General features: G+C 63.0%; 15 protein-coding genes. 4 read left to right on the top strand and 11 right to left on the bottom strand.

The window, feature by feature from the left end; all coding sequences use genetic code 11:
- Positions 1-21 precede the first annotated feature (21 nt).
- On the bottom strand, positions 22-1,236 hold the full coding sequence (gene nudC, locus ACEE43_RS01040) for an NAD(+) diphosphatase (protein WP_449108088.1): 1,215 nt from the start codon (positions 1,234-1,236) through the stop codon (positions 22-24).
- 53 nt (positions 1,237-1,289) lie between these two features.
- On the opposite strand from nudC, the gene ACEE43_RS01035 reads away from it, so the two are divergent.
- The gene (locus ACEE43_RS01035; protein WP_237194435.1) at positions 1,290-2,240 is read left to right on the top strand and encodes a phosphotransferase; all 951 of its coding nucleotides are present in this window, start codon (positions 1,290-1,292) and stop codon (positions 2,238-2,240) included.
- Here ACEE43_RS01035 and ACEE43_RS01030 read toward each other — a convergent pair.
- Both ACEE43_RS01030 and ACEE43_RS01025 read right to left on the bottom strand, forming a co-directional pair.
- A complete protein-coding gene (locus ACEE43_RS01030; protein WP_449108089.1) occupies positions 2,229-5,909 on the bottom strand; it encodes an ATP-dependent helicase in 3,681 nt (1,226 codons plus the stop codon). The two genes, ACEE43_RS01035 and ACEE43_RS01030, sit on opposite strands and share 12 nt — an antisense overlap.
- A 10-nt stretch (positions 5,910-5,919) precedes the next feature.
- Positions 5,920-9,396: a PD-(D/E)XK nuclease family protein gene (locus ACEE43_RS01025; RefSeq protein WP_449108090.1), complete on the bottom strand. Its 3,477-nt coding sequence runs from the start codon at positions 9,394-9,396 to the stop codon at positions 5,920-5,922.
- Positions 9,397-9,536: 140 nt separating this feature from the next.
- On the opposite strand from ACEE43_RS01025, the gene ACEE43_RS01020 reads away from it, so the two are divergent.
- Entirely contained in the window at positions 9,537-10,223 is a 687-nt protein-coding gene (locus tag ACEE43_RS01020; RefSeq protein WP_185174396.1) for a 3'-5' exonuclease, read from the top strand.
- Positions 10,224-10,366: 143 nt separating this feature from the next.
- A complete protein-coding gene (locus tag ACEE43_RS01015; RefSeq protein WP_449108091.1) occupies positions 10,367-11,704 on the top strand; it encodes a threonine/serine ThrE exporter family protein in 1,338 nt (445 codons plus the stop codon).
- 255 nt (positions 11,705-11,959) lie between these two features.
- Here the strand turns inward: ACEE43_RS01015 and hemL are convergent, their stop codons facing one another.
- The 8 genes from hemL to hemE form a co-directional block, all read right to left on the bottom strand.
- Positions 11,960-13,285, bottom strand: a complete 1,326-nt coding sequence (gene hemL, locus ACEE43_RS01010; protein WP_449108092.1) for a glutamate-1-semialdehyde 2,1-aminomutase — start codon at positions 13,283-13,285, stop codon at positions 11,960-11,962.
- Between the two features lie 5 nt (positions 13,286-13,290).
- A complete protein-coding gene (gene hemB, locus ACEE43_RS01005) occupies positions 13,291-14,298 on the bottom strand; it encodes a porphobilinogen synthase (protein WP_449108093.1) in 1,008 nt (335 codons plus the stop codon).
- Positions 14,299-14,330: 32 nt separating this feature from the next.
- Positions 14,331-15,152 carry a uroporphyrinogen-III synthase gene (locus ACEE43_RS01000; RefSeq protein WP_449108094.1) on the bottom strand — a complete coding sequence of 274 codons (822 nt, stop codon included), beginning with the start codon at positions 15,150-15,152 and terminating at the stop codon, positions 14,331-14,333.
- 4 nt (positions 15,153-15,156) lie between these two features.
- A complete protein-coding gene (gene hemC, locus ACEE43_RS00995; RefSeq protein ID WP_449108095.1) occupies positions 15,157-16,164 on the bottom strand; it encodes a hydroxymethylbilane synthase in 1,008 nt (335 codons plus the stop codon).
- Positions 16,165-16,608: 444 nt separating this feature from the next.
- A complete protein-coding gene (locus tag ACEE43_RS00990) occupies positions 16,609-17,910 on the bottom strand; it encodes a ferrochelatase (RefSeq protein WP_449108096.1) in 1,302 nt (433 codons plus the stop codon).
- Positions 17,910-18,785, bottom strand: a complete 876-nt coding sequence (hemQ, locus tag ACEE43_RS00985; protein WP_449108097.1) for a hydrogen peroxide-dependent heme synthase — start codon at positions 18,783-18,785, stop codon at positions 17,910-17,912. Before hemQ ends, ACEE43_RS00990 begins: the two co-directional genes overlap by 1 nt.
- Positions 18,786-18,843: 58 nt before the next feature.
- Positions 18,844-20,298, bottom strand: coding sequence for a protoporphyrinogen oxidase (gene hemG, locus ACEE43_RS00980; protein WP_449108098.1), 1,455 nt, complete (start codon positions 20,296-20,298; stop codon positions 18,844-18,846).
- A gap of 15 nt (positions 20,299-20,313) precedes the next feature.
- Complete coding sequence (gene hemE / locus ACEE43_RS00975) at positions 20,314-21,438, bottom strand: uroporphyrinogen decarboxylase (RefSeq protein ID WP_449108099.1); 1,125 nt, start codon at positions 21,436-21,438, stop codon at positions 20,314-20,316.
- Between the two features lie 88 nt (positions 21,439-21,526).
- Between hemE and ACEE43_RS00970 the strand changes: the two genes are divergently transcribed.
- The gene (locus ACEE43_RS00970) at positions 21,527-22,819 is read left to right on the top strand and encodes a glutamyl-tRNA reductase (RefSeq protein ID WP_449108100.1); all 1,293 of its coding nucleotides are present in this window, start codon (positions 21,527-21,529) and stop codon (positions 22,817-22,819) included.
- The last annotated feature ends 20 nt before the right edge of the window (positions 22,820-22,839 follow it).

Below are 22,839 nucleotides of genomic sequence, written 5' to 3'. Positions count from 1 at the left end.
TCTAGTCTACCGCCCAGCAGGCTACTGGGGGTGCCCCAGCGGCTGCCCCAGCCAGAACTCTATCAGCCGGCGGGAAATAGAGCTGGGCCCGGGAAGTTGCACGGTACCTGAGCGGTGGGCTTCAAGTAGTTCGGCTCGGCTAAACCAACGAATTTCCTCAATTTCAGCTCCGTCCGCTTCAACATGGTTGGGGTTGGAGATTTCAGCGAGATAGCCGCACATCAGCGACCTGGGGAAGGGCCAGGGTTGCGACCCCAGATACTTCAGTGAAGTAACCAGCCCACCACATTCCTCGTAGACCTCGCGCAGGACAGCGGTTTCGAGGGCTTCGCCGCCCTCAACGAACCCGGCAAAGGTAGAAAAGCGCCCTTTCCCCCAGGCCCGCGCCTGCCCCAGCAGAATCTTGCTCTCTCCCCCAAACTCAGCGGTAACGGCTGTAATAACGGCGGGGTCTGTGCGGGGGAAGAGCTCTCTACCCTCTTCGGTGATCCGCACCCAGCCGCCGCGGGTAGTGAAGGTGGGGGAGCCCGTCCGCGCATCAAACCCAGAGGATGCATGCCAGGCACTCAAGGACGCCGCAGCCGCCAGCACCTCACCCCAGGCGAAGGCTTCCCCCTGCCCCTCATAAGCATAGGCAGCGTAGTCGCGTATGCTCACCCACTCGCCGCCCGAGCGGGCAGCTACCACCTCAGCTAGGGTTTGCTCCTGGTTTTCAAAGCCCTGGAGGTTCAGGGGCGATTCTCCCAGGTCTAAGAAGCGGGCGAAGTCAGCCAGGATTACTACCACGGGTTGTTCTGTTGTCTCGCCCTTCTGTGTAGGTACGGACGCCGCTACCCGGCTTCCCGCGAAGATGAGGGTTGGGTGCTGGTGACGGTCGCGGGACGTGTAGTCGAGTACAGCTTCAGTATGCAGATCAAAAACCTGCGCTAGGTCCAGCGGTTCTAGCCCCTGATCTGTTGCGTGAACCAGCACCTTGCCCCGGTCAACTGCCAGCAGGGCGGGGCTAAGGAGCCAGGGGTAAAGGTCGCTGGGTGTTCTATCTGTGGTGTCTTGCCTGTCCGTCAAGGCCTGCCCCAGGTGAGCGAAGAATCCCGGACGCTCCCGCACTGCACCGCTGGTTCGCACCCGGTCAGTGGTCAGCGGTAACCGCCCCAGGGGCGAAAACCAGCCCTGCCCGCCGTCGCCGGGTGCGGCGTCCGTATCGTCCTGCGAACTAGATGCCGACAGATTAGTCATATTTTCAGCATTCATATCGGGTTCGTTCCAACTTCTCTTGTACCCTTAAAAGTGTGACTTCAACACCGCTTCAACTTGCCGCCATCGTATCAGCTGGGGTTCCCGGGCTCTACCCCGTAGCCGCCCTCCCCTCAGCCGACGACGCCCTCGACTTCGACTCAGCCATCATCATTGACTCAGCCGACAAGCGCTGGCGCGTCCGTGCCCCCAAGCACCCCGAAGCGAGCGTGCGCCTCGAAGCGGAACACGTCATTCTCCAGTCCTTTACGCCGGGGCTCCGAGCCCGCCTGCCCTTCCTCGTACCCACCATCGTGGGTACCGTTCCCCTCGACGGTCGGCAGGCCTTCATCTACACCCATAACCCCGGGTCCCACTACGATATCGACGATTTAGCGGACCTCTCCCACCGAACCCGCGAGGGCCAGCCCAATATTGCGGACGACATTGCCCGCCACATCGCTACCATTCACGTTTTCCCCACCACCATCGTTGAGGACGCCGACCTACCGGTCTACACCGGCCAGCAGGTCCGCGAGCGCCGCCTTGCCGAGCTTGACCTAGCTGTAGCTACCGGCAAGGTACCCTCCGGACTGCTCACCCGCTGGGAAGAGCAGCTCAACGATTCAGTAATGTGGGACTTCCGCCCCCGCGTCATTCATGGGGACCTCAACGAAGACAACCTGGTGCTTGATCAGAAGAAAATCGTTGAGATCACCGGCTGGTCAGAGGTCTGCGTCGGTGATCCCGCTGCTGACTTCGCCTGGCTGTACGCCTGCGAAGACCCCCTCTTTAGGGAGAGGGTCTTTGCGGCCTACCGTGAAGAGATGCCCCAGGAGCCCGACCGGAACCTCGAAGCTCGAGCTAACCTCTATGCGGAGTTCGGTCTGGCCCAGTGGCTGATCCGCGGGGTGGAGCTAGAAGACCGGGTCATGATTTCAGAGGCTGTTTCTATGCTCGACCACCTCGAAGCTGAGCTGCGAGCTGTTGGAGCCCTAGCCGGCTAACTGACCGGCCCGTTCCAGGGCTTTCTCTAGCTCTGCCCGGGTGGAGAAGTTGGTCACTTCAATGCTTTTTCCGGTAGAAGCGTAGAAGAAATGGGCCTCTACGTTTTCTTCGGGTACCCCCTGTAGGCGGGCAAAGCCCAGGCGGTAGAGGGAGAGCTGCACCGACCGTTCTTTGAGCTCCTTCTTGGTGCGCGGCGGCTGCCCCGTCTTCCAGTCCACCAGCTGCCAGACGGTCGAGCCGTCGCCGTCCGTCCGGGTAAAGATAGCGTCGATGCGGCCGCGTACCGTTACTCCAGCAAGCGGTGTTTCCAGCGGGTATTCCAGGGCCCAGGGCTCACGGCTTGCCCAGTCGCTGGCGAGGAAGTTCTCTCGCAGGGCCGGAATATTGAGCTCTTCCTCGGTGCTGTCGTCATCGAACTCTTCGTCCATATCGAGCATGCCGCTGGCGCCAAAGTGGTCTTCAACCCAGCTGTGGAAAATGGTTCCCTGGCGGGCCGCGATACCCGGCTTTTGGGGCATGGGGCGTCGCATGTTGTCGATGACGGCCTGCGGGTCTTTGACTAGATTGACGAGCAGGGAGGCTGACAGATGGCCGGGTAGCTCGAAGGAGCTGTTTTCCGCGGGTGCAGCCAGCAGGCTCAGGAGCAGGTCGGTTTCTTCCTGCCAGTCTTCGATAGCATCTTGTGCCTCTTGGGCCTGCTCCGGGGTGGGGTCGGGGAGGGCAGCGAGAGCTTCAGCGAGCGCATCTGCCTCAAGCCCGCCGCGCAGCACGTTCTGGGCCGCACGCTCGACTACCTGGCGGGGGCTGAGCCCTGTTAGGTTGCCCTGCTTGCTCTCATTTGGGCTGGGTGCAGGGCCTGCTGCTTCGAGTTCCTGAAGGGAGGTCCAGGTCATCTGATGGGGCCCGTCGAAGGGGTCGAAGGGCCAGAGGGCGGTGGTAATCGTGGCTGACTGGGGGTTGACGGTGCCTATCTGCTCAGGGTCAAGCTCGCTCAGAATTTCAGCTAACTCAACCGGGGCATCGAGCAACTCGGCGACGAAATCAGACATGAGGCGGGGCTTAGCCGTGGTTCCCTTCCAGGCCGAGGTCGTCAGAACGAGCAGGGATCGGGCACGGGTGTACCCCACGTAGGCTAGACGGCGCTCTTCCAGGGTGCGGTGTTCTACCGCCTGCTCCGAGAGCTGGGCCATGAAATCACCGAGATCCTGCAAATGATCAAAGTCTGACCGCCAGCCGGGTAGGTAGGCGGCGTCCCCGCGCAGGGGCCAGGGCAGGGTGTCCCCTTGCTTGGTCCAGCGTTCGTCCTTAGCATCGGGGAAGTCTCCGGCAGCCATGCCCGGAATATACACTTGGTCCCACTCCAGCCCCTTTGAAGCGTGCACGGTAAGAATCTGCACCGCGTCGTGGCGGGGGGCCTCTGCTGCCATTTCGAGCCCGGCTTCCTGCTGGGCTGCCGCATCGAGCCAGGCTAAGAAGCCGCTAATCCCCGATGCCGAGGCGCCGGTGGCGCTGAGGGCAAAACGGACGCCGTCCTCCCCCTCTTCCAGGGGCTGGCCGTTAGCAGCGGCCAAGAGCAGGGCGTTCACGCGGGGAGCTGTGGACTCGTAGGTAGCGGCCACATCGTAGAAGGCGTCAAGGTGCCTGCGAGCCGATGTTGCGTATGCCCCCGGGCGGGCAGCTAGCTCGATATCGAGCAGGAGGGTGCGCTCGATTTCGCTGATGAGGGTGGTGAGGTCATCGGAGGTGAACTGGCGCAGGTAGGTCAATTCTCTCGATACAGCCTGAAGTCGTTTCAAGCCTTCGGCGCTGATGGGCCGGCCGCTGCGGGCTGAGACCCAGCCCTCCTGCGGCAGGTTTTCGAGTGCCTCAATCAGGGAGGCTCCATCGGTGACATCGGGGGCGGCAGCCTGGAGCAGGCGCCGGTAGTCTTCAGCGGACGCGGGCACCTGCTCACCAGCGTCCTTCAGGTCCCTCGCGCTGGTAGCGCCGCGTTCAGCAGCTTCGCTCAGGCCCTCAACCTCATCGAGGATTTCCTGTTCGGTGCGCAGGGCAGCGGCCTGGGCTGTAATGCCAAACCTGATTTCAAGTTCTCGCTGGCGTTTGAGGGCTTCTGCCCACTCGCCAAAGGCTAGCAGGTCAGATAAGCCGAGCCGCCAGCGGGCGCCAGCCAGTATGCGCATGAGCGCATCTGAACGGCCGGGGTCGCTCAGCACTCGGAGCACCGCCACCAGATCTACGATTTCGGGGGTATCGAGCAAGCCGCCCAGACCTACTACCTGGTAGGGGACGCCCAGCTCGTCGAAGGCTTCTTGCAGGGGTTCCATCATGGCTCGCTTTTTGCAGAGGACGGCCATGGTCGGCATGTCTGAGAGCGGGCGGCCAACAAAGCTAGAGCGTTGCTCGGCAATCATCTGGCCAAGGGCACGGGCTTCTTGCAGGTCTGTGAGGTACTCCCCTACCAGCACCCGCCCCGCAGTGGGGTTGGGGCGCGCGACCAGGGGCGGCACCTCGATGGTGTGGGTGCGCTGAACCCAGTCGGGGCTTACGCTCAGGGGCTCAGCTACCCGATTGGCAGCTGCCAAGATAGAAGTGTCATTTCGCCAGGCCACAGTGAGGTAGCTGGCGGTACGGTCTTCTGCCGGGAAGTAGTCGTAGAAGCTAAAGAGCTGACCGTCTGAAGCTCCGCGGAAGCCGTAGATAGACTGCTTGGGGTCGCCCACCGCCATTACGGGGTGGGCAGGGGCATCTGCTTTTGCCCCGAACAGATCGGAGAAGAGCTGCATCTGGGCATGGGAGGTATCTTGGAATTCGTCCAGGAGCACCACCCTAAAGCGTTCCCGTTCTGTCTGCGCGGCCTGAGGTACGGTCTTCGCGATGTGGGCAGCCTTGGCGATGAGGTCGCCGTAGTCCATCACCTGCATCTGTTCTTTGATGGATGAATAGCGTTTGACCAGCTCAGCGTAAAAAATACGCAGCTGTAGCCCCTGGACCAGGGCCCGCTGTTCGGTGGTAGCCCCCTTGACCGTGGGCTTACCCAGGTGCTCTACCTGTTTCAGAGTTTCTGTGCACCAGTCGATAACAGCATCGGGGCTCACCAGGTGTTCAGCGCACTCGGACGAGAGTTTGATGATGGCTTCCACCATGGTTGATTTAGCGACGTCTTTTTCAGGTAGCTTACCCTCATAGTGCTCCACGATTTGGGCAACCAGCTGCCAGGTTTGAGCGCCGCCCAGCATTTGGGCATCGTCTTCTACGCCGATGCGAAGCCCGTACTGCTGCACCAGCGTATTAGCGTAGGAGTGGTAGGTGGAGATGGTAGGGTCACTCGTGACTCCGTCCGCGCCCTGATCAGGGTTTTCTCGCACGAGCCCCTGGCGGCGGAGCTCTTCAAGGCGGGAGCGCATACGCTCCCGCAGTTCACCGGCGGCCTTGCGGGTGAAGGTGACCCCCAGTACCTGGTCGGCGCGCACAAGCCCGTTTGCAACCAGCCACACCACTCGGTCCACCATGGTGGCGGTCTTACCTGACCCTGCTCCCGCTACGACCAGGCGGGGTACCAGCGGGGAACTGATAATGGCAGACTGCTCCGCTGTAGGTAGGGGGCGGCCCAGGGCTTTTGCAATATCTTCGGGGCTGAGAAAGGTTTCTGCTGGCTTCTGTTCAGTCATGATTCTGCCTTTACTGGGCGGGGCGGACGGTAATAGCGCGGCCCCGTGAGCAGATGGGGCAAATATCGGGGAGGGCACAGCCAATACCGAAGGGGCCACCTGCGGTATGCCGAGCCTGCAGGTGCTCCCCTGCAATCAGTTCGGCAGCCCGGTTGATAAGTTCAACAGCCCAGGTACTTTCAGCGGTCAGCGGGGCCTGCTCCTGCTCGGAGTAGCTCTTCGTGGTCCCACCAATTTGTAGAAGCAGGGCACCGCCAGAAAGCTCGTGGAGCCCGTCGAGTACCGGCACCTGGTTCGGTTGCGGCTTCGCTGGCTGCTCACCCTCTTTCTGGGCTAGGGCATCGTGCTGTAGAGCCTGCTGCATCAGCGCCCCTGCACCGGCTTCAAGAGCAACCTGGTAGGCAGCGAGCTGCGGGTGCTGTTCAAGATCTGCCTTACTGGGTTTACTCTTACCGGTCTTTAGATCGATGATAATGAAGCGCCCTACCTGGTCTACCTCGATGCGGTCTACACGCCCCGACAGCAGGGCGTCCTTGGCGGGGCCGGGCACCAGCACACTAAAGGAACCCTCGACACCCACCAGGGAGCGTCCTTTACCCTTGAGGTCTCGCACGTAGTCAGCAAACTTCTGGAGCATGCCCTCGGCCCGCTCCACCATCTTCTGGCTCTCCCAGGTGTCAGGAAGCCCTAGCTGGGGTAGGCGGCGGTGGAGCTCGTCGCGCAGGTCGGTTCCGTTCCCATCGGGCATATCTTCGCAAATGGCGTGGATGAGAGTGCCCAGCGATCGCGAGGCGTCGGTAGCAGCTTCAGCACGGGAGGCAGCTACAAACCAGTCCAGGGGCGAGCGGTGAATCTTTTCAATCTGAGACGGCGATACCGGAATCGGCCCGTCCCCTTCAAAGGCCGGAGCCAGTGAGGACAGGGGTAGCAGCCCCCACCAGGAACGGGGGTGGGCACCGGGTAGGTTCAGCCCGGAGGTCTGCTCAGGGTCAGCGAGTCGGCCCAGCAGGCGGGCAGCGGCATCGGCTTTCGCCGGTGAAATATGCTGGGCTTCTGACCACTGGCGCAGTTCGGCAACCAGCGAGCGCAGGGTCATGGGGCGGCGGACCTCGGTGAGGGGACGCTCGCCACCGGGGGCCGGGGCAAAGATATCGATCAGCTCGCTGGGGGCCTGATCGGCAGAAGATACAGCGGTGCAGACTACCCGGGAGCGGGCTCGTGAGGTTGCTGTGGCGAACATACGGAACTCGTCGAAACGGTTGGAGCGTAGGCGTTCAAGGAGCGAATAGCCGGGAGCTACTCCCCCACCGTTATTGCGCCCGTTTGTATCCAGGCGCCCGGTAGCTGCGTCCACAAGGTCGAGGGTTCCCAGTAGGGAGCCGCGGACGGTAGTGTTCGGCCAGGTGCCATCTTGCAGACCCGCGATGTAGACGGTGTCCCATTCGCGCCCTGCGGCGAGAGCGGGGGTCATGATTTCTACGGCGTCGCGGTGGTTGGTGCGCTCTGCCAGGGTATCCATGGGTAGGTCTTGGGCATCGATGTAGGCCAAGAACTGTTCGGCGGTGGCTCCCGGCATCTGGTCGGTGTAGCGTTCGGCTGCCTCAAACAGGCCTATCATGGCGTCGATGTCTCGCCCGGCTCGGTCGGCTCCTGCACCGCCTGAGAGGGACTGGGCTTTCCAGAGGGGGGCGAGTTCTGAGGCCTCCCAGAGTGCCCAGAGCACGGTTTCGGCGGTAGCGCCGGGCTGGTCGAGGGCTTTATCGCCTGCGGTGAGTACCCGGCCCAGGCGGCGGGCAGCAGCGCTGCTTTCGCCGGTGGGCAGTAGTTGGGGGTTGACTAGGGCTTCAACTAGGAGGGCATCGCTGTCGCGGGTGCCCCCGGCGCGCAGTTCTTCTGCGCGGAGACGCTGGCGTAAACGACGCACGTCCATGGTCGAGGCCCCACCCAGACGGGAGGTCAGCAGGGAAACCGCGGTATCAGCGCCCAGGCCCCAGGTGTTTGCTTGCTGGGTAGCTGATAGCTCTGTCTCTGCGTCGTGAGGGCTCGTGGCCCGCTCTGTAGCCCGTAGGCGCCGGGTGTGCAGGATTAGCCCCAGGGCATCAAGGAAGGGGCGGGCGGCAGGTTCATCGCGCACGGGGGTGATAGAAGCTGCTGTTTGTACGGGAACACCCAGGTTAATGAGGGCTCGTTTGAGCCGGGTGACGTCTGAGCCGTTTCGCACGATAATAGCGCTACGCTGGTAGGCCCTGCCACGATAGAGGTGGTCTTCAAGAATCATTTGGGCTAGCAGCTGGTTTTCCTGCTGGGGGGTTTCTACAACCAGCCCCAGCACCTCGGGGTCTGGTTCTGCTGCTTTTGCGGGGTTTAGCAGGGCGCCGTCGTCCCCGACCGGCAGGAGGGCTTCTTCGCTGGGCTCCTGCGGAGCGGGGGTAAGGACGCGCCGGTGGGCTGCCCGGGGCACAAGCGGTAGGCGGGAGGCCAGTTCTGCCCAGCGCTCGGCGATAACAGGTGCCATGCGCCAGCTCGTGGTGAGCTCTTCTGTAACGAGAGAGGGGAAGATGTCGGGGAGGTTGGCTGCCAGCTGGGGGCTGGCTCCTCGGAAGCCCTGCACGACCGTATCGGTGCAGCAGGTCATGACCACTACCGGGCCTGAGGCAAGAAGGCCGTCCAGGTCTGGTGATTCGGCTTCGGTGACAGAGGCCAGTGAGTTGCTAGCTGTGGTACGCAAATACTCTGCTGACCTGCCGGTCAGAACAGCCAGTAGCCGGTAGATAGAGGGAGTGAGTTCTTGCATGTCGTCAATGAGCACCATGTCAAAGCGGGCGCGTTCTGCACTCAGCACATCGGGGTGGGCTAGCAGGGTCTTGGTGGCCTCGTGGATAAGGGCTGCGGGGTCGAAGGCATGCGGGGCGCGGAGGGCGCGCACCTGGCGGTATTCGGTGTAGAGCTTAGCCAGGGCCCGCCACTCGGGGCGGTCGAAGCGCTGCGCTAGGTCTGCAACTGCTGAGGCTGTGAGGTCGTATTCGGCCATGCGGTCGAAGAAGTCTCGCACCTCGTGGCGGAAACCGCGGGTTTCAAGGGCTTCACGGAGGTCATCGGGCCAGATAATGCTAGAGCCTTCACCGCTGCGGTGGCCGTCGAGGAGTTCTTTAATCAGGACGTCCTGCTCAGGGCCTGAGAGGAGCTTGGGGGTGAAGTCCAGGTGGGGTAGATACCCCTCGATATGGGCCCGTCGCAGCAGGTCAAAGGCGTAAGCCTGCCAGGCTCGCACCGGGGCGGTTGAGACTGTTGCGGTGATGCGGGCTGAAAGCGCTTCTCGGAACCTGGTTGCGCTAACGCGTGAGGGAGTGAGCACCAGCAGACGGGCAGGGTTTTTGCCCTGCTCAATGAATTCGGTAGCTGCCTCTAGCAGGGCCTGGGTTTTACCGCTGCCGGGCGCGCCCAGAAGCAAGGTAGCGCCCTGAGTCTCTAACTGCTCGTGTGTCACCGTGCACTCCCCATCTTTTGTCGTGGCCGAGGTTCTCACTGTATTCCAAGTTCATCATAGGTGGCTGACATTTTAAGAGCCTGGGCGCCACCTGCCCCAAATATTTTTGTGGCGCTACTTCTGTCGCTACTATCGAAGGTATGACTTCATGGACCGAGCTTCCCCGCGCCACTTTCGATCTTGAGACAACAGGTATCGACCCTAAGACTGCCCGCATCGTCACGGCTTCTTTGGTCTTGGTTTCTCCGGACGGCGAGGTGTTGCGCGCCGGGGAATGGCTGGCTGACCCCGGGGTTGAGATTCCTGAGCAGGCGTCCGCTATTCACGGCATCACCACCGAGTACGCCCGCGAGCACGGCAAGCCTGCCCAGCAGGTGGCCTACGAGGTGGCTATGGCTCTGGGCGGCCTCTTTGCCGACGGTGTTCCCGTCATCGCCTTTAACGCTGCCTACGATTTCTCGGTGCTGCATTTTGAGCTGGCCCGCTACGGGTACCCGCCGCTGACTTGCTACCCCGTGCTTGACCCCCTGGTCATCAATAAGCACGTACACAAGTTCAAGAAGGGCAAGCGCACCCTGGAAGTGCTGGCCAGCGAATACAGCGTGGAGCTAGAAAACGCCCACACCTCCAAGGACGACGCCCTGGCAGCTGAGCGCCTACTGACAGCTATGAGCTTTGAATACGAAGAGATAGAACAACCTGCTACAGCCCTGCACGAGCAGCAGATTACCTGGGCAGCCGAGCAGGCAGCCGAGCTGCAGGACTACTTCAACCGTATTGGCAAGCAGGCGGACGTCAGCGGTGCCTGGCCGGTGCGCACCGACTAAGGTTCAGGTAGCGTGAACGCTCCGTCAGGACGCCGGTAGGCAGGTAGGTGCCTTGAGCACCATCACCTGCCCACCGGCGTCCTTTTCTGCCCTCCCTCTACTAGATTTAAAGAAGCAGATACACCACAACCGCAAGGACGACCGTGAACGAGCCCGCGCCCACCAACAGCATCTACCTCGGCTCCACCCGCAACCAGCACAAAGAACTGGTAGCCCAATCAGCGGTCGTCCTCAAACTAGGCCTACTCCTCATGAAATCTGGAGCCAGCGCCTACCGCGTCAAAACCTCCATGTCCCGCCTGGCCAAAGCCGTAGGACTTGAAGAACACCATGCCCAGGTACACTTCACCGAACTCTCCACCACCGCCTACTCCGGCGGCAACTTCCGCACCGAAATCGCAGAAACCCGCGTCAAGGGAATCTCCGCCTACAAAATCGATTTACTCAGCGACTTCGTCTCGTCCCTGCCCGAACGCATCGACCCAGCTCTAGCCGACGCAACACTCACCCGCATTGAGAAAGAAAAGCCCCTCTACGCCCCCTGGCTCCTAGCTCTCGCTGCCGCCCTAGCCTGTGCAGCCTTCGCCTTCCTCAATCGTGGCGGGGTCATTGAATGCTCAGTCGTTCTCGTCGCAGCCTTCGCCGGCCAGCTCCTACGCTCCACACTAGCCCACCGGGGTCTCAACCATATGGCGGTCTGGATGCTCTGCGGCCTGCTCTCAGCCGGTATCTATGTGGGAGTCATGTCGGCGCTCATCGCCCCCGGTCTCATCGCGGATAACCACCTGGTGGGCTTTATATCCTCAATTCTCTACCTGGTACCGGGCTTCCCCCTGGTCACCGGCATGCTAGAAATAGCCCGCATGGACTTCTCCTCCGGCATCTCCCGCCTCACCTACGTTGCCCTGCTCCTGGGCAGTGCGTCCTTTTCGGTCTGGCTTATCTCCCTGGTCTTTAGCCTGCCCCTAGAGCAGGCCCCAGCCCCGCACCTGGGGTTCTGGCTGCTCCTGATTCTCCAGATGCTGGCTTCCTTCACCGCCGCCTTCGGCTTCGCCATGCTTTTCTCAGCGACTCCCCTCTCCTGCACCTGGGCAGGGGCAATCGCCGCAATCGTAAACCCGGGTCGTATCTGGCTGGTAGAGGCCGGGTGGGCGCCCCACCTCGCCATCGCCCTGGCCGTATTTACCGCCGGGGTACTCTCAGAAATCGTCGCTCCCCTCCACGCCCGCCGGGTTTCCCGCATCTCCCTGGCCGTACCGGCTACCGTCACCATGGTTCCCGGTGTCATGTTTTACATGTCCATGGCCCACTTCTCTAACGGCGATGTCAATGAGGCCCTAGCCAGCTTCGTGCAGGTCCTGCTCATCTTCGCTGCTCTAGGAATGGGTCTGGCCCTGTCCCGCCTGCTCATGGACAAGAACTGGCTCTACGACCGCGACACCCAGAACCTGGCGTCCCTGCCGCAGGGGCACATGAGATAAGGAAACTTACACGCAGAAGTAGGTGAAGAAGGCTCGCAGCGAAGCTGCTGGCTCGGATGAAGTGAGCGAGTGCGAGCGCGCGAGCACACAAGAGCGAACGAAATCCGCCGTTAGGCGGGGCGTGAGGGTCAGGCTTACGCCTATTCCGCCCGCAGATTATTTTCCTCGCGCGCTCGGAATCTGCTGGGCTCCATCCAGCGCGAGCCTTCTTCACCTCACTATCTAACGTTCCGAACTGATTTAATTTGGTCCTCTCTAGGCTGTCGCCTCTGCCGCTGCTCGGGCGGCGTCGGGCAGGGCTGCGATGATGCGGTCCATGGCGGCGTCATCGTGGGCTGCTGACAGGAACCAGGCTTCGAAGGCGCTGGGGGGCAGGTAGATGCCGGAGTTCAGCATGGAGTGGAAGAAGGCATTGTAGCGGTAGGTTTCTGATGCCTTGATGTCTTCGTAGTTGTGCACACCCTTGTCAGCGGTACCAAAGGCAACGGAGAAGAGGTTGCCTGCGGTCTGGATGGAGTGGTTGACCCCGGCAACGTTGAAGGCTTCGACCAGGGCGGCCTGTAGCTGGGCTGAGCGGGCGTCAATGGTTTCGTAGACGGTGGCGTCAGCGGCCTTGAGGGTGGCCAGACCGGCGGCCATGGCGATGGGGTTACCGGAGAGGGTACCTGCCTGGTAGACGGGGCCCAGCGGAGCCAGGTATTCCATGATTTCGCGCTTACCGCCCAGGGCTGCCATGGGCATACCGCCGCCGATGACCTTGCCGAAGGTGAAGATATCGGGGGCCCAGTTACCTTCTGAGGGGGCGGAGTAGCCCCAGTAGCCTGCGGACGAGACGCGGAAGCCGGTCAGCACCTCGTCAAAAATCATGAGGGCACCCTGTTCGCGGGTGATCTCGCGCAGGAAGGCGTTGAAGCCCTCAGCAGGGGTCACAACGCCCATGTTGCAGGGGGCTGCTTCGGTGATGATGGCGGCAATTTCGCCGGGGTTGGCGGCAAAAGCTGCGCGGACGGCGTCCTCGTCGTTGTAGGGAAGGACGATAGTTTCGGCGGCAGTAGCGGCGGTGACGCCTGCTGAGCCGGGCAGGGCCAGGGTGGCGACGCCGGAGCCGGCTTCTGAGAGCAGGGCGTCGACGTGGCCGTGGTAGCAACCGGCGAACTTGATGATCTTGTCTCGGCCGGTGTAGCCGCGGGCCAGGCGGATGGCGGTCATGGTTGCTTCGGTGCCGGTGGAGACCATGCGGATCTGGTCGATGGTTCCGGGGGCTACGGCGTTGATGCGGTCAACTACGAGTTCAGCCAGTTCGGTTTCGGCGGCGGTTGAGGCGCCGAAGGAGAGGCCGTGTTCAACCGCTGCGTGCACGGCTTCGATGACGCCGGTGTGCTTGTGGCCGAGCAGGGCCGGGCCCCAGGAGCAGACCAGGTCGACGTAGTTGTGGCCGTCCGCGTCGGTCAGGTAGGGGCCGGAGGCTTCCACCATGAAGGCGGGGGTGCCGCCAACGGAGTTGAAGGCGCGCACGGGTGAGTTGACACCGCCGGGAATGACGCGGGTGGAGCGGGCAAAGAGGTCTTCTGAGACGGTCAAGGGGTTTACCTTTCGTTGAGCCAGGTGGCGGCTTCGGTGGCGTAGTAGGTCAGGATGATGGAGGCACCTGCTCGGCGGATGCCCATGAGGGCTTCGAGGGCTACAGCCTTGCGGTCGATCCAGCCGGCGGCGGCAGCAGCTTCAATCATGGCGTATTCGCCGGAGACATGGTAGGCAGCAACGGGGACGGGTGAGAAGTCGGCGACTTCGCGCACGATGTCCAGGTAGGCGGTGGCGGGCTTGACCATGACCATATCGGCACCCTGCTCGATATCGAGCTGGACTTCGTAGAGGGATTCCCGGCGGTTGGCGGGGTCCTGCTGGTAGGTTTTGCGGTCGCCGGTGAAGGTGGAGCCCACCGCATCGCGGAAGGGGCCGAAGAAGGCCGAGGCGTATTTGGCGGAGTAGGCCAGGATAGAAACGTCGGTGAAGCCGGCATCATCGAGGGCGGTGCGCATGGCGGCGATTTGGCCGTCCATCATGCCGGAGGGGCTGACGGTGTGGGCACCGGCGCGCGCCTGGGAAACCGCCATCTTGCAGTAGGACTCCACGGCGGCGTCATTATCAACGACGGTGTTACCGAAGGCGTCTTCGACCAGGGGGCCGCAGTGGCCGTGGTCGGTGAATTCGTCGAGGCAGGTATCTGCCATGACGACCGCTGAGTCGCCGAAGTGCTGGCGCACAGCGCGGATAGCCCGGTTGAGGATGCCGTCCTCAGCCCAGGCAGCGGAACCGGCCGCGTCCTTATCTTCATCGCGGGGCACACCGAAGAGGTCGATGCAGCGCACGCCGGCGTCGACGGCCTTCTGCACCTCACCAATGACGGTCTCCAGGGTGTGCTGATACTGGCCGGGCATGGATTCGATGGCAACGGGCTCCTCAATTCCGTCGCGCACGAAGAGCACCTGCACTAGGTTAGCCGGGGTTAGGGCGGTTTCGGCGGTCAGGGCCCGCATGGGGCCGGTGGTGCGCAGGCGGCGGGGACGCACCGGGAGGGCTGAGGGTTCAAACATGGTCTTCCTTGACAGGTAGGTGTCTTTTTAGCTTAGAGGGCGAGGGCGGCTGCTGCCAGGTCTGCGGCGGCGGGGCTTGCCGCCACGGTGATGGTGGCAGGACGCTGCTGCTCGGGTAGGTTGCGGGCGGCGGCTTCGGTGCTGGCTCCGATGGCAACGGTGGGGGGCAGGGGGCTGCCGGCGGCGTCCGCTAGGGTCTGCAACAGCAGGGGCGAGGTTGCAATCAGGACGTCGGTGGTAGCGAGCGCGGTGACGGCCTCGCTCAGGGTGAGCGCGGAACCTGACGGAGCGTCAAGGTCAGCGGGGGTCTGCCCGGTAAGAGGGTTCTCTGCTGGGTAGGGCAGCATGTCGTAGACCGGTAGGGTGGCTACGGTGTAGCCGTAGTCGGTGAGCCCTTCTTCGAGGGTCGGTGAAGCTGTGGCCCCCTGGACGGCCAGGACGGTTTCGTCCATGGGGTTATCCCATTCTTCGTCGATGAGCCACTCGTCGACCATTCCGGCTGCTGACTGGGTTTCGGGCACGAAGTCGACCAACAGGCCCCGCTCAACCAGGGCCGCCTCGGTAGCCCGACCGACGGCTGCAATCTGGGCAGCGCCTAACAGCTCGACCAGGCTTTGGCCCAGCCCCTGGGCCAGGGCATCTAGGCCCAGTACCCCGTTAACCGAGGTGAAAGTGACCCAGGAAAATTCTCCGCGAATCAGGGCGAAGGCGACTTCTTCCCAGTCTTCTGGTTCGGTGCCCACGGGGTCAAGAATGGGGGCGTAAAGCAACTTCGCTTCGGCGTCCTGTTCCAGAAGAGCGCTGGTCAGCGCGGCAGCCTTAGCCGGGGTGCGGGTAATGAGATAGGTAGTCATAGCTCTAGGCACCGCCTTCAAGACCGGCGAGGGCTGCAGCGCCCATACCCAGCAGGTCATCGGCAGCCTGGGTGCCGAGGAAGGCGGCGGCTTCTACCGACAGGGTCTCTGTCTGCACGGTATGCCGCAGCAGCTCGGTGCCGTTGGGGTTAGCCACAGCGATGTTAAGGACGAGCTGGCCAGCATCCACCAGGGCGTAAGCCCCAATGGGGGCAGCACAGCCCGCTTCAAGACGGCGGAGCAGGGCGCGCTCAGCGGTCACAGCCAGCTGGGTCTCGATGTGGTTGACAGCAGCTACAGCCTGCCCCAGCTCTGTTTGCTCACCGGCGTCCTCAGTACGAATTTCGATAGCGAGGGCCCCCTGACCGGGAGCGGGCACAACCCTGTCAACCCCCAGGTACTCAGTGATGGTCTCAGCAAGGCCCAGACGGTGCAGACCGGCAGCAGCCAGCACTACCGCATCGCAGTCACCGGTGATAGCGCCAAGCTTCTTCTCGCCGTGCAGGCCGTGGGCACCCACCCCGTAGTGCTCATTGCCAGCCACACGGGCCAGGCGGGTACCCACATTACCGCGGATATCAACAATGGTGAGGTCAGGACGAATAGCCAGCAGCTGGGCGGCCCGACGCGGCGACCCCGTACCCACCCGGGCACCAACAGGCAAGGTATCGAGGGTCAGACCGTCCCGGGCACACAGGGCGTCGCGGGGGTCCTCCCGCTCCGGGGTGGCAGCGACGGTCAGCCCCGGGCAGGGCGCACTGGGCAGATCTTTCAGGGAATGGACGGCCACATCCACTCCCCCATCGAGCAGACGGGAGCGCAGGGTCGCAGCAAAAACACCGGTACCACCCAGTTGAGACAGGGGGCCGGTGAGCACGTCGCCCTCAGTTTTGACGGTGACGGTCTCTAGCTCAATACTGGTCGCCTCCCGCATACGCTGAACAGCCCAGCCAGTCTGGGTGGTCGCAAGAGCCGACCCACGCGTACCTACGGTAAATGTTCGAGCTGCCAATGAGCGTCCTTTCGTGCAATCTTTATCTGAAATGTTTAAGCCGCCGTGTTGCAGAGGGGCGTGGGTCGCGTACTCCGGGGAAACACGCAGCGCTCGCAACCGCTCTCGCTCCTCGCCTGGGGGCTCGTCGCGATTCACCGTCAGCCCCGATCCACGCGAGCTTGCTGCGTGTTCCCCTCCGCCCGCTTTCCTGACCCATGCGACAACCGGGCGGCGAGGCATTCATGAAGCCAACTGGCTGGGGCAACCAAGGTTCGCGCCGTAAGGCGCGGGGGCTGCTGCCGAAAGCGAGCGTGGATTGGGCCTGGCAATGAATCGCCCCAGCGTCTGGAGCTACAATGCGAGCTTGCGAGCAAGCTCCAGAGGCGGGGCGAGAATGGTTGCGAGCGTGGCAGCAGCCCCCGCGCCACCAGCCCTAACCATCGCTTTGACCCGCCCTAGGTGTTACCCCTGGTAATCAGCAATCACCGGCTTATCGGAGCCGGGGCGCTGGGACTTGCAGCAGTCGGGGTTGCAGGCGTCGAACCAGCCGTTTCCGCCGCAGACGGAGACGCGGGCTGCCTGTACGCCGTCGGCGTTCTGGGCGGGGGCGGTAGAGGCGACTCGTTCGGCGATGAGCTGGCGCAGGCCCTCAACGTAGGCGGGGTGGGTGCCGGGGGTGGGGGTTCGTACGGCTGCAAAGCCTAGGCGCTTGCAGGTGTCGAGGGCTTCGGTATCGAGGTCCCACTTGACTTCCATGTGGTCTGAAACGAAGCCGAGGGGGACCAACACGATGCCGTCGACCTGCCCTTCGAGGGCTTCGAGGGCGTCATTGACGTCGGGTTCGAGCCAGGGCATGGAGGGCGGGCCGGAGCGGGACTGGTAGACCAGCTCCCAGTCAACCTGATCGAGCAGGGCAGGGTCGATGGCCTGTACACCGGCCAAAACGGCGCGGGCAGCCTCTAGGTGCTTTTCGACGTAGGCTGAGCCGCCTTCGTAGTCGACACCGCGGGGGCCAGCTTCGTTCGCGGCGCTGGTGGGCACAGAGTGGGTGCAGAACATGATGCGGATTGCGCCGTTACCCGCAGCGGTCTTTTCAGCGGCAGCCAGCTGGGCGCGGACGTCCTTGATTCCTTCCACCAGCCCCTCGACAAAGGGGGTAATGAAGCCGGGGGTATCCCAGAACTGGCGGACCTTATCAATCTGCAGTTTGCCTTCGAGTCCCAGCTTTTCAAGGGCGATGCCGTAGTCTTCGCGGTACTGGCGGCAGGAGGAGTAGCCGGGGTAGGCGCTGGTGGCCAGCACCAGAATCTTGCGTTTGCCCTCGTCGTAGGCCTGCTGGACTACATCGTTGACGTAGGGCTCCCAGTTGCGGTTGGCCCAGGTGATATCGATGGCCGGGCCCTTCTCAGCCAGGGCATCACGCAGGGCTGCAAGTAGGGCCCGGTTCTGGTCGTTGATGGGTGAGACGCCGCCGTTGGCCCGGTAGTGGGTGGCAACTTCTTCCAGGCGCTCGTCGGGGATGCCGCGACCGGCGGTGACGTTGCGCAGGAAGGGGATGACGTCGTCCTGCCCTTCGGGGCCACCAAAGGAGGAGAGAATCACCAGGTCGTAGTCCTGGGGGGCGGACGCGCGGGGGCGGCTGAGGGTGGACTCGGGGGTGTAATCAGCGATGGTTCCCTCATCGAGCACAGCCGGGCCGTTAGAGGCGGTGTTGGCCGGATCCGTCTGGTTGGGGATGATATCGACAGGAAGCTGGGCGGTCATTAGGCAATCACCTGGGCAATCTCGGCAGCTTCGATGCGGCGGCCGGTGTAGAAGGGGATCTCTTCGCGCACGAAGTGGCGGGCTTCGGTGTTGCGGAAGGAGCGCATGAGGTCAACGATAAGCACCAGTTCAGGGGCTTCAAGGGCGATGAGCCACTCGTAGTCATTCAGGCCGAAGGTGGCGATGGTGTTGGGCAGAACCTCGGGGAAGTCGATACCCTTCATGCCGTGGTTCTTCATAATCTCACGACGCTTTTCGGGGTTGATGGTGTACCAGTCGAAGGAGCGCACGAAGGGGTAGACGCAGACCCACTTTTCGGGCGCGATGCCCTTAGCGAAGGTGGGGGTGTGACCGGCTGAGAATTCTGCGTCGCGGTGCACGCCCATGGTGGACCAGACGATCTTGGTGCCTGAAAAGGCTTTGGTGCGGCGGAAGCTACGGATAGCCGCCTGTAGGTCTTCTGGCACAGCGCCGTGCACCCAGACCATGACGTCCGCATCGTTGCGCATAGCGGACACATCGTAGAAGCCGCGGGTGATAATGCCCTTGCCCTCAAGCTCGGCCACCAGGGCCTCGATCTCAGCGGTAGCTTCGGGGCTGGTTGCAGCAGGATCAGCGGCACCTTCGCGGGCGAAGACGGTGTAGAGGGCGTAGTGGAACTGGCTGTCACCTTCGGCTACTTCGCCGGGGCGCTGGCCTTGAATCTTACCGGCGGCGTCCTTGGCGGTGGGCATGGGCGGACGGCCGCCGTGGCCGCGGCCTGCTGAGCCGTGGGAGTAGGCGCTGTGGCCTGCTCCGTAGCTTGCCCCGTGGCCGGTGCTGCCCTGGGAGCTGGAGGTGTGGGTGTGTTCTGCAGGGTTACCGTGGTGTGACATGGTTTTACCTTTCGATGTGGGAAGTCGGTGGTGTGTGGCTGCTGACCTTCAGTGCTGCTTACCGGTTGGTGCTAGTGGTCTGCACAAAGTGGCGGATATGGCTCTGGGTGTCTGCGGTGACAGCGGCCAGACCGGTTCCGGCAATCCAGGCTCCAACGGCGGTGGCGCCTGGCAGGTCGGCGAGGGCGGTGCGGAAGGCAGTGACGCGGTCCTTGTGCCCCGGGGTGGTGGAGGGCAGGGCGCTGCGCCAGCGCACGACGTCCGCGGCCACCAGGTGGCTCTTGGTGATGGGAACACCCAGGAGGTGGGCGGCGTCGTGGAGGCCAAGGGTGACCAGCTGGTCATCGTGCAGGGCTAACTCTGAGAGGGGCGAGGTGTCGTGCTCCTTGCCGCGCCCGTAGGACAGCCGCACCACGTGCCGCCCCTGCCCTGCCCGCTCCGCTACCCAGGCCCACTTGGCGGTGGCGTGGGTGAGAGCTTTGGCGCGGACACCTGTAGCGGCCTCGCTGACCAGTAGCCCGGTGCCGCGCGGGGCGGCATCCAGGTCGGGCTGGTCAAGAACCAGGGAGACCAGGGCAACTTCGGGGCCGGGGGCAACAGCGGGCAGGGCGGAGGCCGGCAGGTGGGGGCCGAGCAGCCGGATAGAGGTCTGGGCGTCGGTGGCAACGACCAGTAACTCACCGCGGATCATGGCTGACTTTTCGCCATATTCGGGCTGACGCTGGATAGCCGTCCAGCTACCGGTCACGGGGTCGCGGTCCACGGCGATAGTGTCGAAGCCGCTCACAATACGCACGCGCTGGCGCAGCAGATCATCGACCAGGGCTTCGGAGAGCTGGTTCATGCCCCCTTCGATTCCAGCAACTTGGGAGCCTGCTGGTGAAGCAGCTCTAAGGCGGGCACTAGCAGCGGTAAGAGAGCCTAGCTCTCGCAGGCCGGTCAGCAGGCCCGGGGCGATAGTGGCAATTTCGAGCTGGTCGGGGTGAACCGAGTGCACGCCGGAGACCACCGGGGCTACCAGCTGGTCGAGCACCTGCTGCCCCAGGCGCACCCGGACCAGCTCACCCAGGGTCTTAGCGGTAGATCCGGCTGAGCGCGGGAGTATGGCATCAAGCTTGGCCCGCCGGTAGCCTGCTCGGCCCAGAATTTTCTTGAGATTCGGGTCTTCGAGGCTACCGGGTATACCCAGCACGCCGGTGGACGGCGAGGGGTAGGGCCCGGTGGGCAGGTAGAGCCAGGAGCCCAGCGGTTCGGGATTAACGATGCGGTCGGCAAGTCCCAGGTCGGTAAGTAGATCCCGCACCGCGGTGGTGCGGGTTGCAAAAGATTCAGCACCGGAATCGAGCACCAGACCGGCGAGCTGGTGGGCACCAACGGCCCCACCTAGGTGACTTTCGCGCTCCACCAGGGTCACTTTTTTCCCGGCCCGGGCTAGTTCACGGGCTGCAAGCAGGCCCGAGATGCCACCGCCGATGACCAGGGCGGTATTGTGCAGGTGCTGGTGCTGTGCCATGTGCTTTCTCTTAACTTACTTCGCGGTGGAGGTGTGGATGTAGTCGACCAGTCGGGTCAGCACGGTGGGGTCGGTGGTTGGGGGCACCCCGTGCCCCAGGTTAACCACGTGAGCTGGGGCGCTGCGTCCTTCTTCAAGCACCGCGTCGGTGTGGGCTGCAAGCGCCTCCCAGCCTGAGGCCAGCAGGGCCGGGTCGATGTTGCCCTGGAGGACGATGCCACCGCCCAGTCGGCGCTGGGCTTCAGAGAGGGGCAGGCGGTAGTCAACGCCGATGACGTCCGCACCGGCTTCGAGCATGGCGGGCAATAGCTCAGCGGTTCCGGTGCCGAAATGGATGCGGGGCACCCCGTAGTGCTCAACGGCTGCCAGGGTGGCTGCCGAGTGGGGCATAACAAAGCGGCGGTAGTCGGCCTCCCCCAGGGATCCTGCCCAGGAGTCAAAGAGCTGCACGGCTGAAGCACCTGCCTCAATCTGAGCAGCCAGGAACTGGCCTGAGGTGCGGGCGGCCCAGGCACCCAGGGCTTCCCAGGCCTCGGGGTCGGCGTGCATCATGGTGCGCGGACGCAGGTAATCGCGAGAGGGCCCGCCCTCAACCATGTAGGCGGCCACGGTGAAGGGGGCACCGGCAAAACCAATCAGGGGGGTTGAGCCCAATTTTTCAACGGTGAGGGCAACCGCTTCGCGGATGGGATCAAGGGCGGCGTCTTCAAGTTCGGGCAGGTTCTTGATGTCTTCAAGAGTGCGGACGGGAGTCTCCAGCACAGGACCACGGCCAGGCACAATATCAACGCCCACACCGGCAAGCTTCATGGGGATAACGATATCTGAGAAGAAGATACCGGCATCAACCTTGTGGCGGCGAACCGGCTGGACAGTAATCTCTGCGGCCAGCTCGGGGTTGAGGCAGGAATCCAGCATGGGAATTCCCTCGCGAATTTCGCGGTACTCGGGCAGGGAGCGTCCTGCCTGGCGCATGAACCACACCGGAGCGTGGTCAGCCTCGCGCCCGGTCAGGGTGCGAATCATGGCTGACTCGCCGGTACCGGCGGTCTTAAGGGGGTGGGTAGCGGGCAGGTGGGCAAGCTGCTCGTCGGTGAGCAGGGGGCGCTGACGCAGCGCTGATGACGTAGTTTGACTCATATACTCCATTCTGCCAAGTTTAAAGCAAAACTTTAGAGACACCCTGTCACCAGAGTCTCTACAGGAAGCTGTTTATAATAGTGTCGTCGTGACTATTTTCAGCCTTGTTGCATCGCATCGCTCCGTCGACCTCACTACCGTGGCTTACCTCAGCGAAGGCGTTGAGAAGATCCACCGGGACCTTGAACGCACCGGCATTCGTGGTGAGGTGATTTTGTCTACCTGCAATCGCCTAGAGCTCTACGCAGAAATCCCCAGCAACCCGGGGGCCACCGACCAAAATATCGCCAACGACGTTGCCTCCGCTTCCGAGCACATTTTTGATCTTATCTCCCAGCGGTCCGGGCTCTCCTATGACCTGGTAGAGAACAGCTTTGATGTGCTGGTGAACACCGATGCTGCCCACCACCTCTTCACCGTGGCCTCCGGCCTGGAATCAGCTGTTGTGGGTGAACGCGAAATTACCGGCCAGGTTCGTCGAGCCCTGGCTCTCTCCCAAGAGCAGGGGCGGGCTACCGGCAACCTGGTGCGCCTCTTTGAACACGGGGCTCAAACCGCCCGCAAAGTTGGCCAGCAGACCATGCTGGGGTCTCGCGGACGCTCCATTGTCTCGGTTGCCCTGGACATGGCCGATGACATCGCTGAGAAAACCTGGGAAAGCCGCCGCGTGCTTGTTTTCGGTACCGGTGCCTACGCCGGGGCAACCGTAGCTGCCCTGCATGCCCGGGGAACGACCGATATTTGGATTTACTCCCGCTCAGATCGTGCAGCCACTTTTGCCGACAAACGCGGGGTACAGGCAGTACCCCATGGGGAGCTGCACGAGCAGATGGCAGCGGCCGATATCATCATCGGTTGCTCGGGTGGTGCCTCCCCCATGCTCCCCATCGAAATCCCCGCTGGCAAGCGCGTCATCCTTGATTTAGCGCTCTCCCGCGACTTCGCCCCCGAGGTAGCAGACCTACCCGAGGTAGAACTCATCACCCTCGAATCTGTGCGCCTGGCTGCCCCCGAAGAGACCGTGGAGTCCGTGCACACTGCCCGCACAATTGTGGACGAAGCTGCCGCCGAGTTCTCTGTTAAAGAGAAAGCCCGGAGCGTTGACGCTGCTATTGTTGCTCTCAGACAACACACCATGAGTGTGCTCGACGCCGAGCTCGCTAAGGTGCACAACCAGTACGGGTGCACCGCAGCAACTGAACAGCTTGAACTCGCAATGCGCCGCATGGTCAAGTCCCTCCTGCACACCCCGACCGTCCGCGCCCGAGACATGGCACGCGAAGGCCGGGTAGACGACTATGTAGCGGCCCTCGAAGTCCTCTACGGAATCGAAGTGCAAGAAACCCCCGAAGAGGCCGAGCCCCAAACCGACGCCTCCTAGCAGGCAGGCACCCCACCAGC

Source organism: Rothia sp. 11254D007BW (assembly GCF_053548195.1).
This window is presented reverse-complemented; position numbering and strand designations above follow the sequence as displayed.

Coding starts and splice junctions, on each gene's coding strand:
- ACEE43_RS01020 (WP_185174396.1), top strand. CDS start 9,537: ATGACTTCATGGACCGAGCTTCCCCGCGCCACTTTCGATCTTGAGACA.
- ACEE43_RS00990 (WP_449108096.1), bottom strand. CDS start 17,910: ATGACCGCCCAGCTTCCTGTCGATATCATCCCCAACCAGACGGATCCG.
- ACEE43_RS01030 (WP_449108089.1), bottom strand. CDS start 5,909: ATGACTGAACAGAAGCCAGCAGAAACCTTTCTCAGCCCCGAAGATATT.
- hemE (WP_449108099.1), bottom strand. CDS start 21,438: ATGAGTCAAACTACGTCATCAGCGCTGCGTCAGCGCCCCCTGCTCACC.
- hemB (WP_449108093.1), bottom strand. CDS start 14,298: ATGTTTGAACCCTCAGCCCTCCCGGTGCGTCCCCGCCGCCTGCGCACC.
- nudC (WP_449108088.1), bottom strand. CDS start 1,236: ATGACTAATCTGTCGGCATCTAGTTCGCAGGACGATACGGACGCCGCA.
- hemQ (WP_449108097.1), bottom strand. CDS start 18,785: ATGTCACACCACGGTAACCCTGCAGAACACACCCACACCTCCAGCTCC.
- hemG (WP_449108098.1), bottom strand. CDS start 20,298: ATGGCACAGCACCAGCACCTGCACAATACCGCCCTGGTCATCGGCGGT.
- ACEE43_RS01000 (WP_449108094.1), bottom strand. CDS start 15,152: ATGACTACCTATCTCATTACCCGCACCCCGGCTAAGGCTGCCGCGCTG.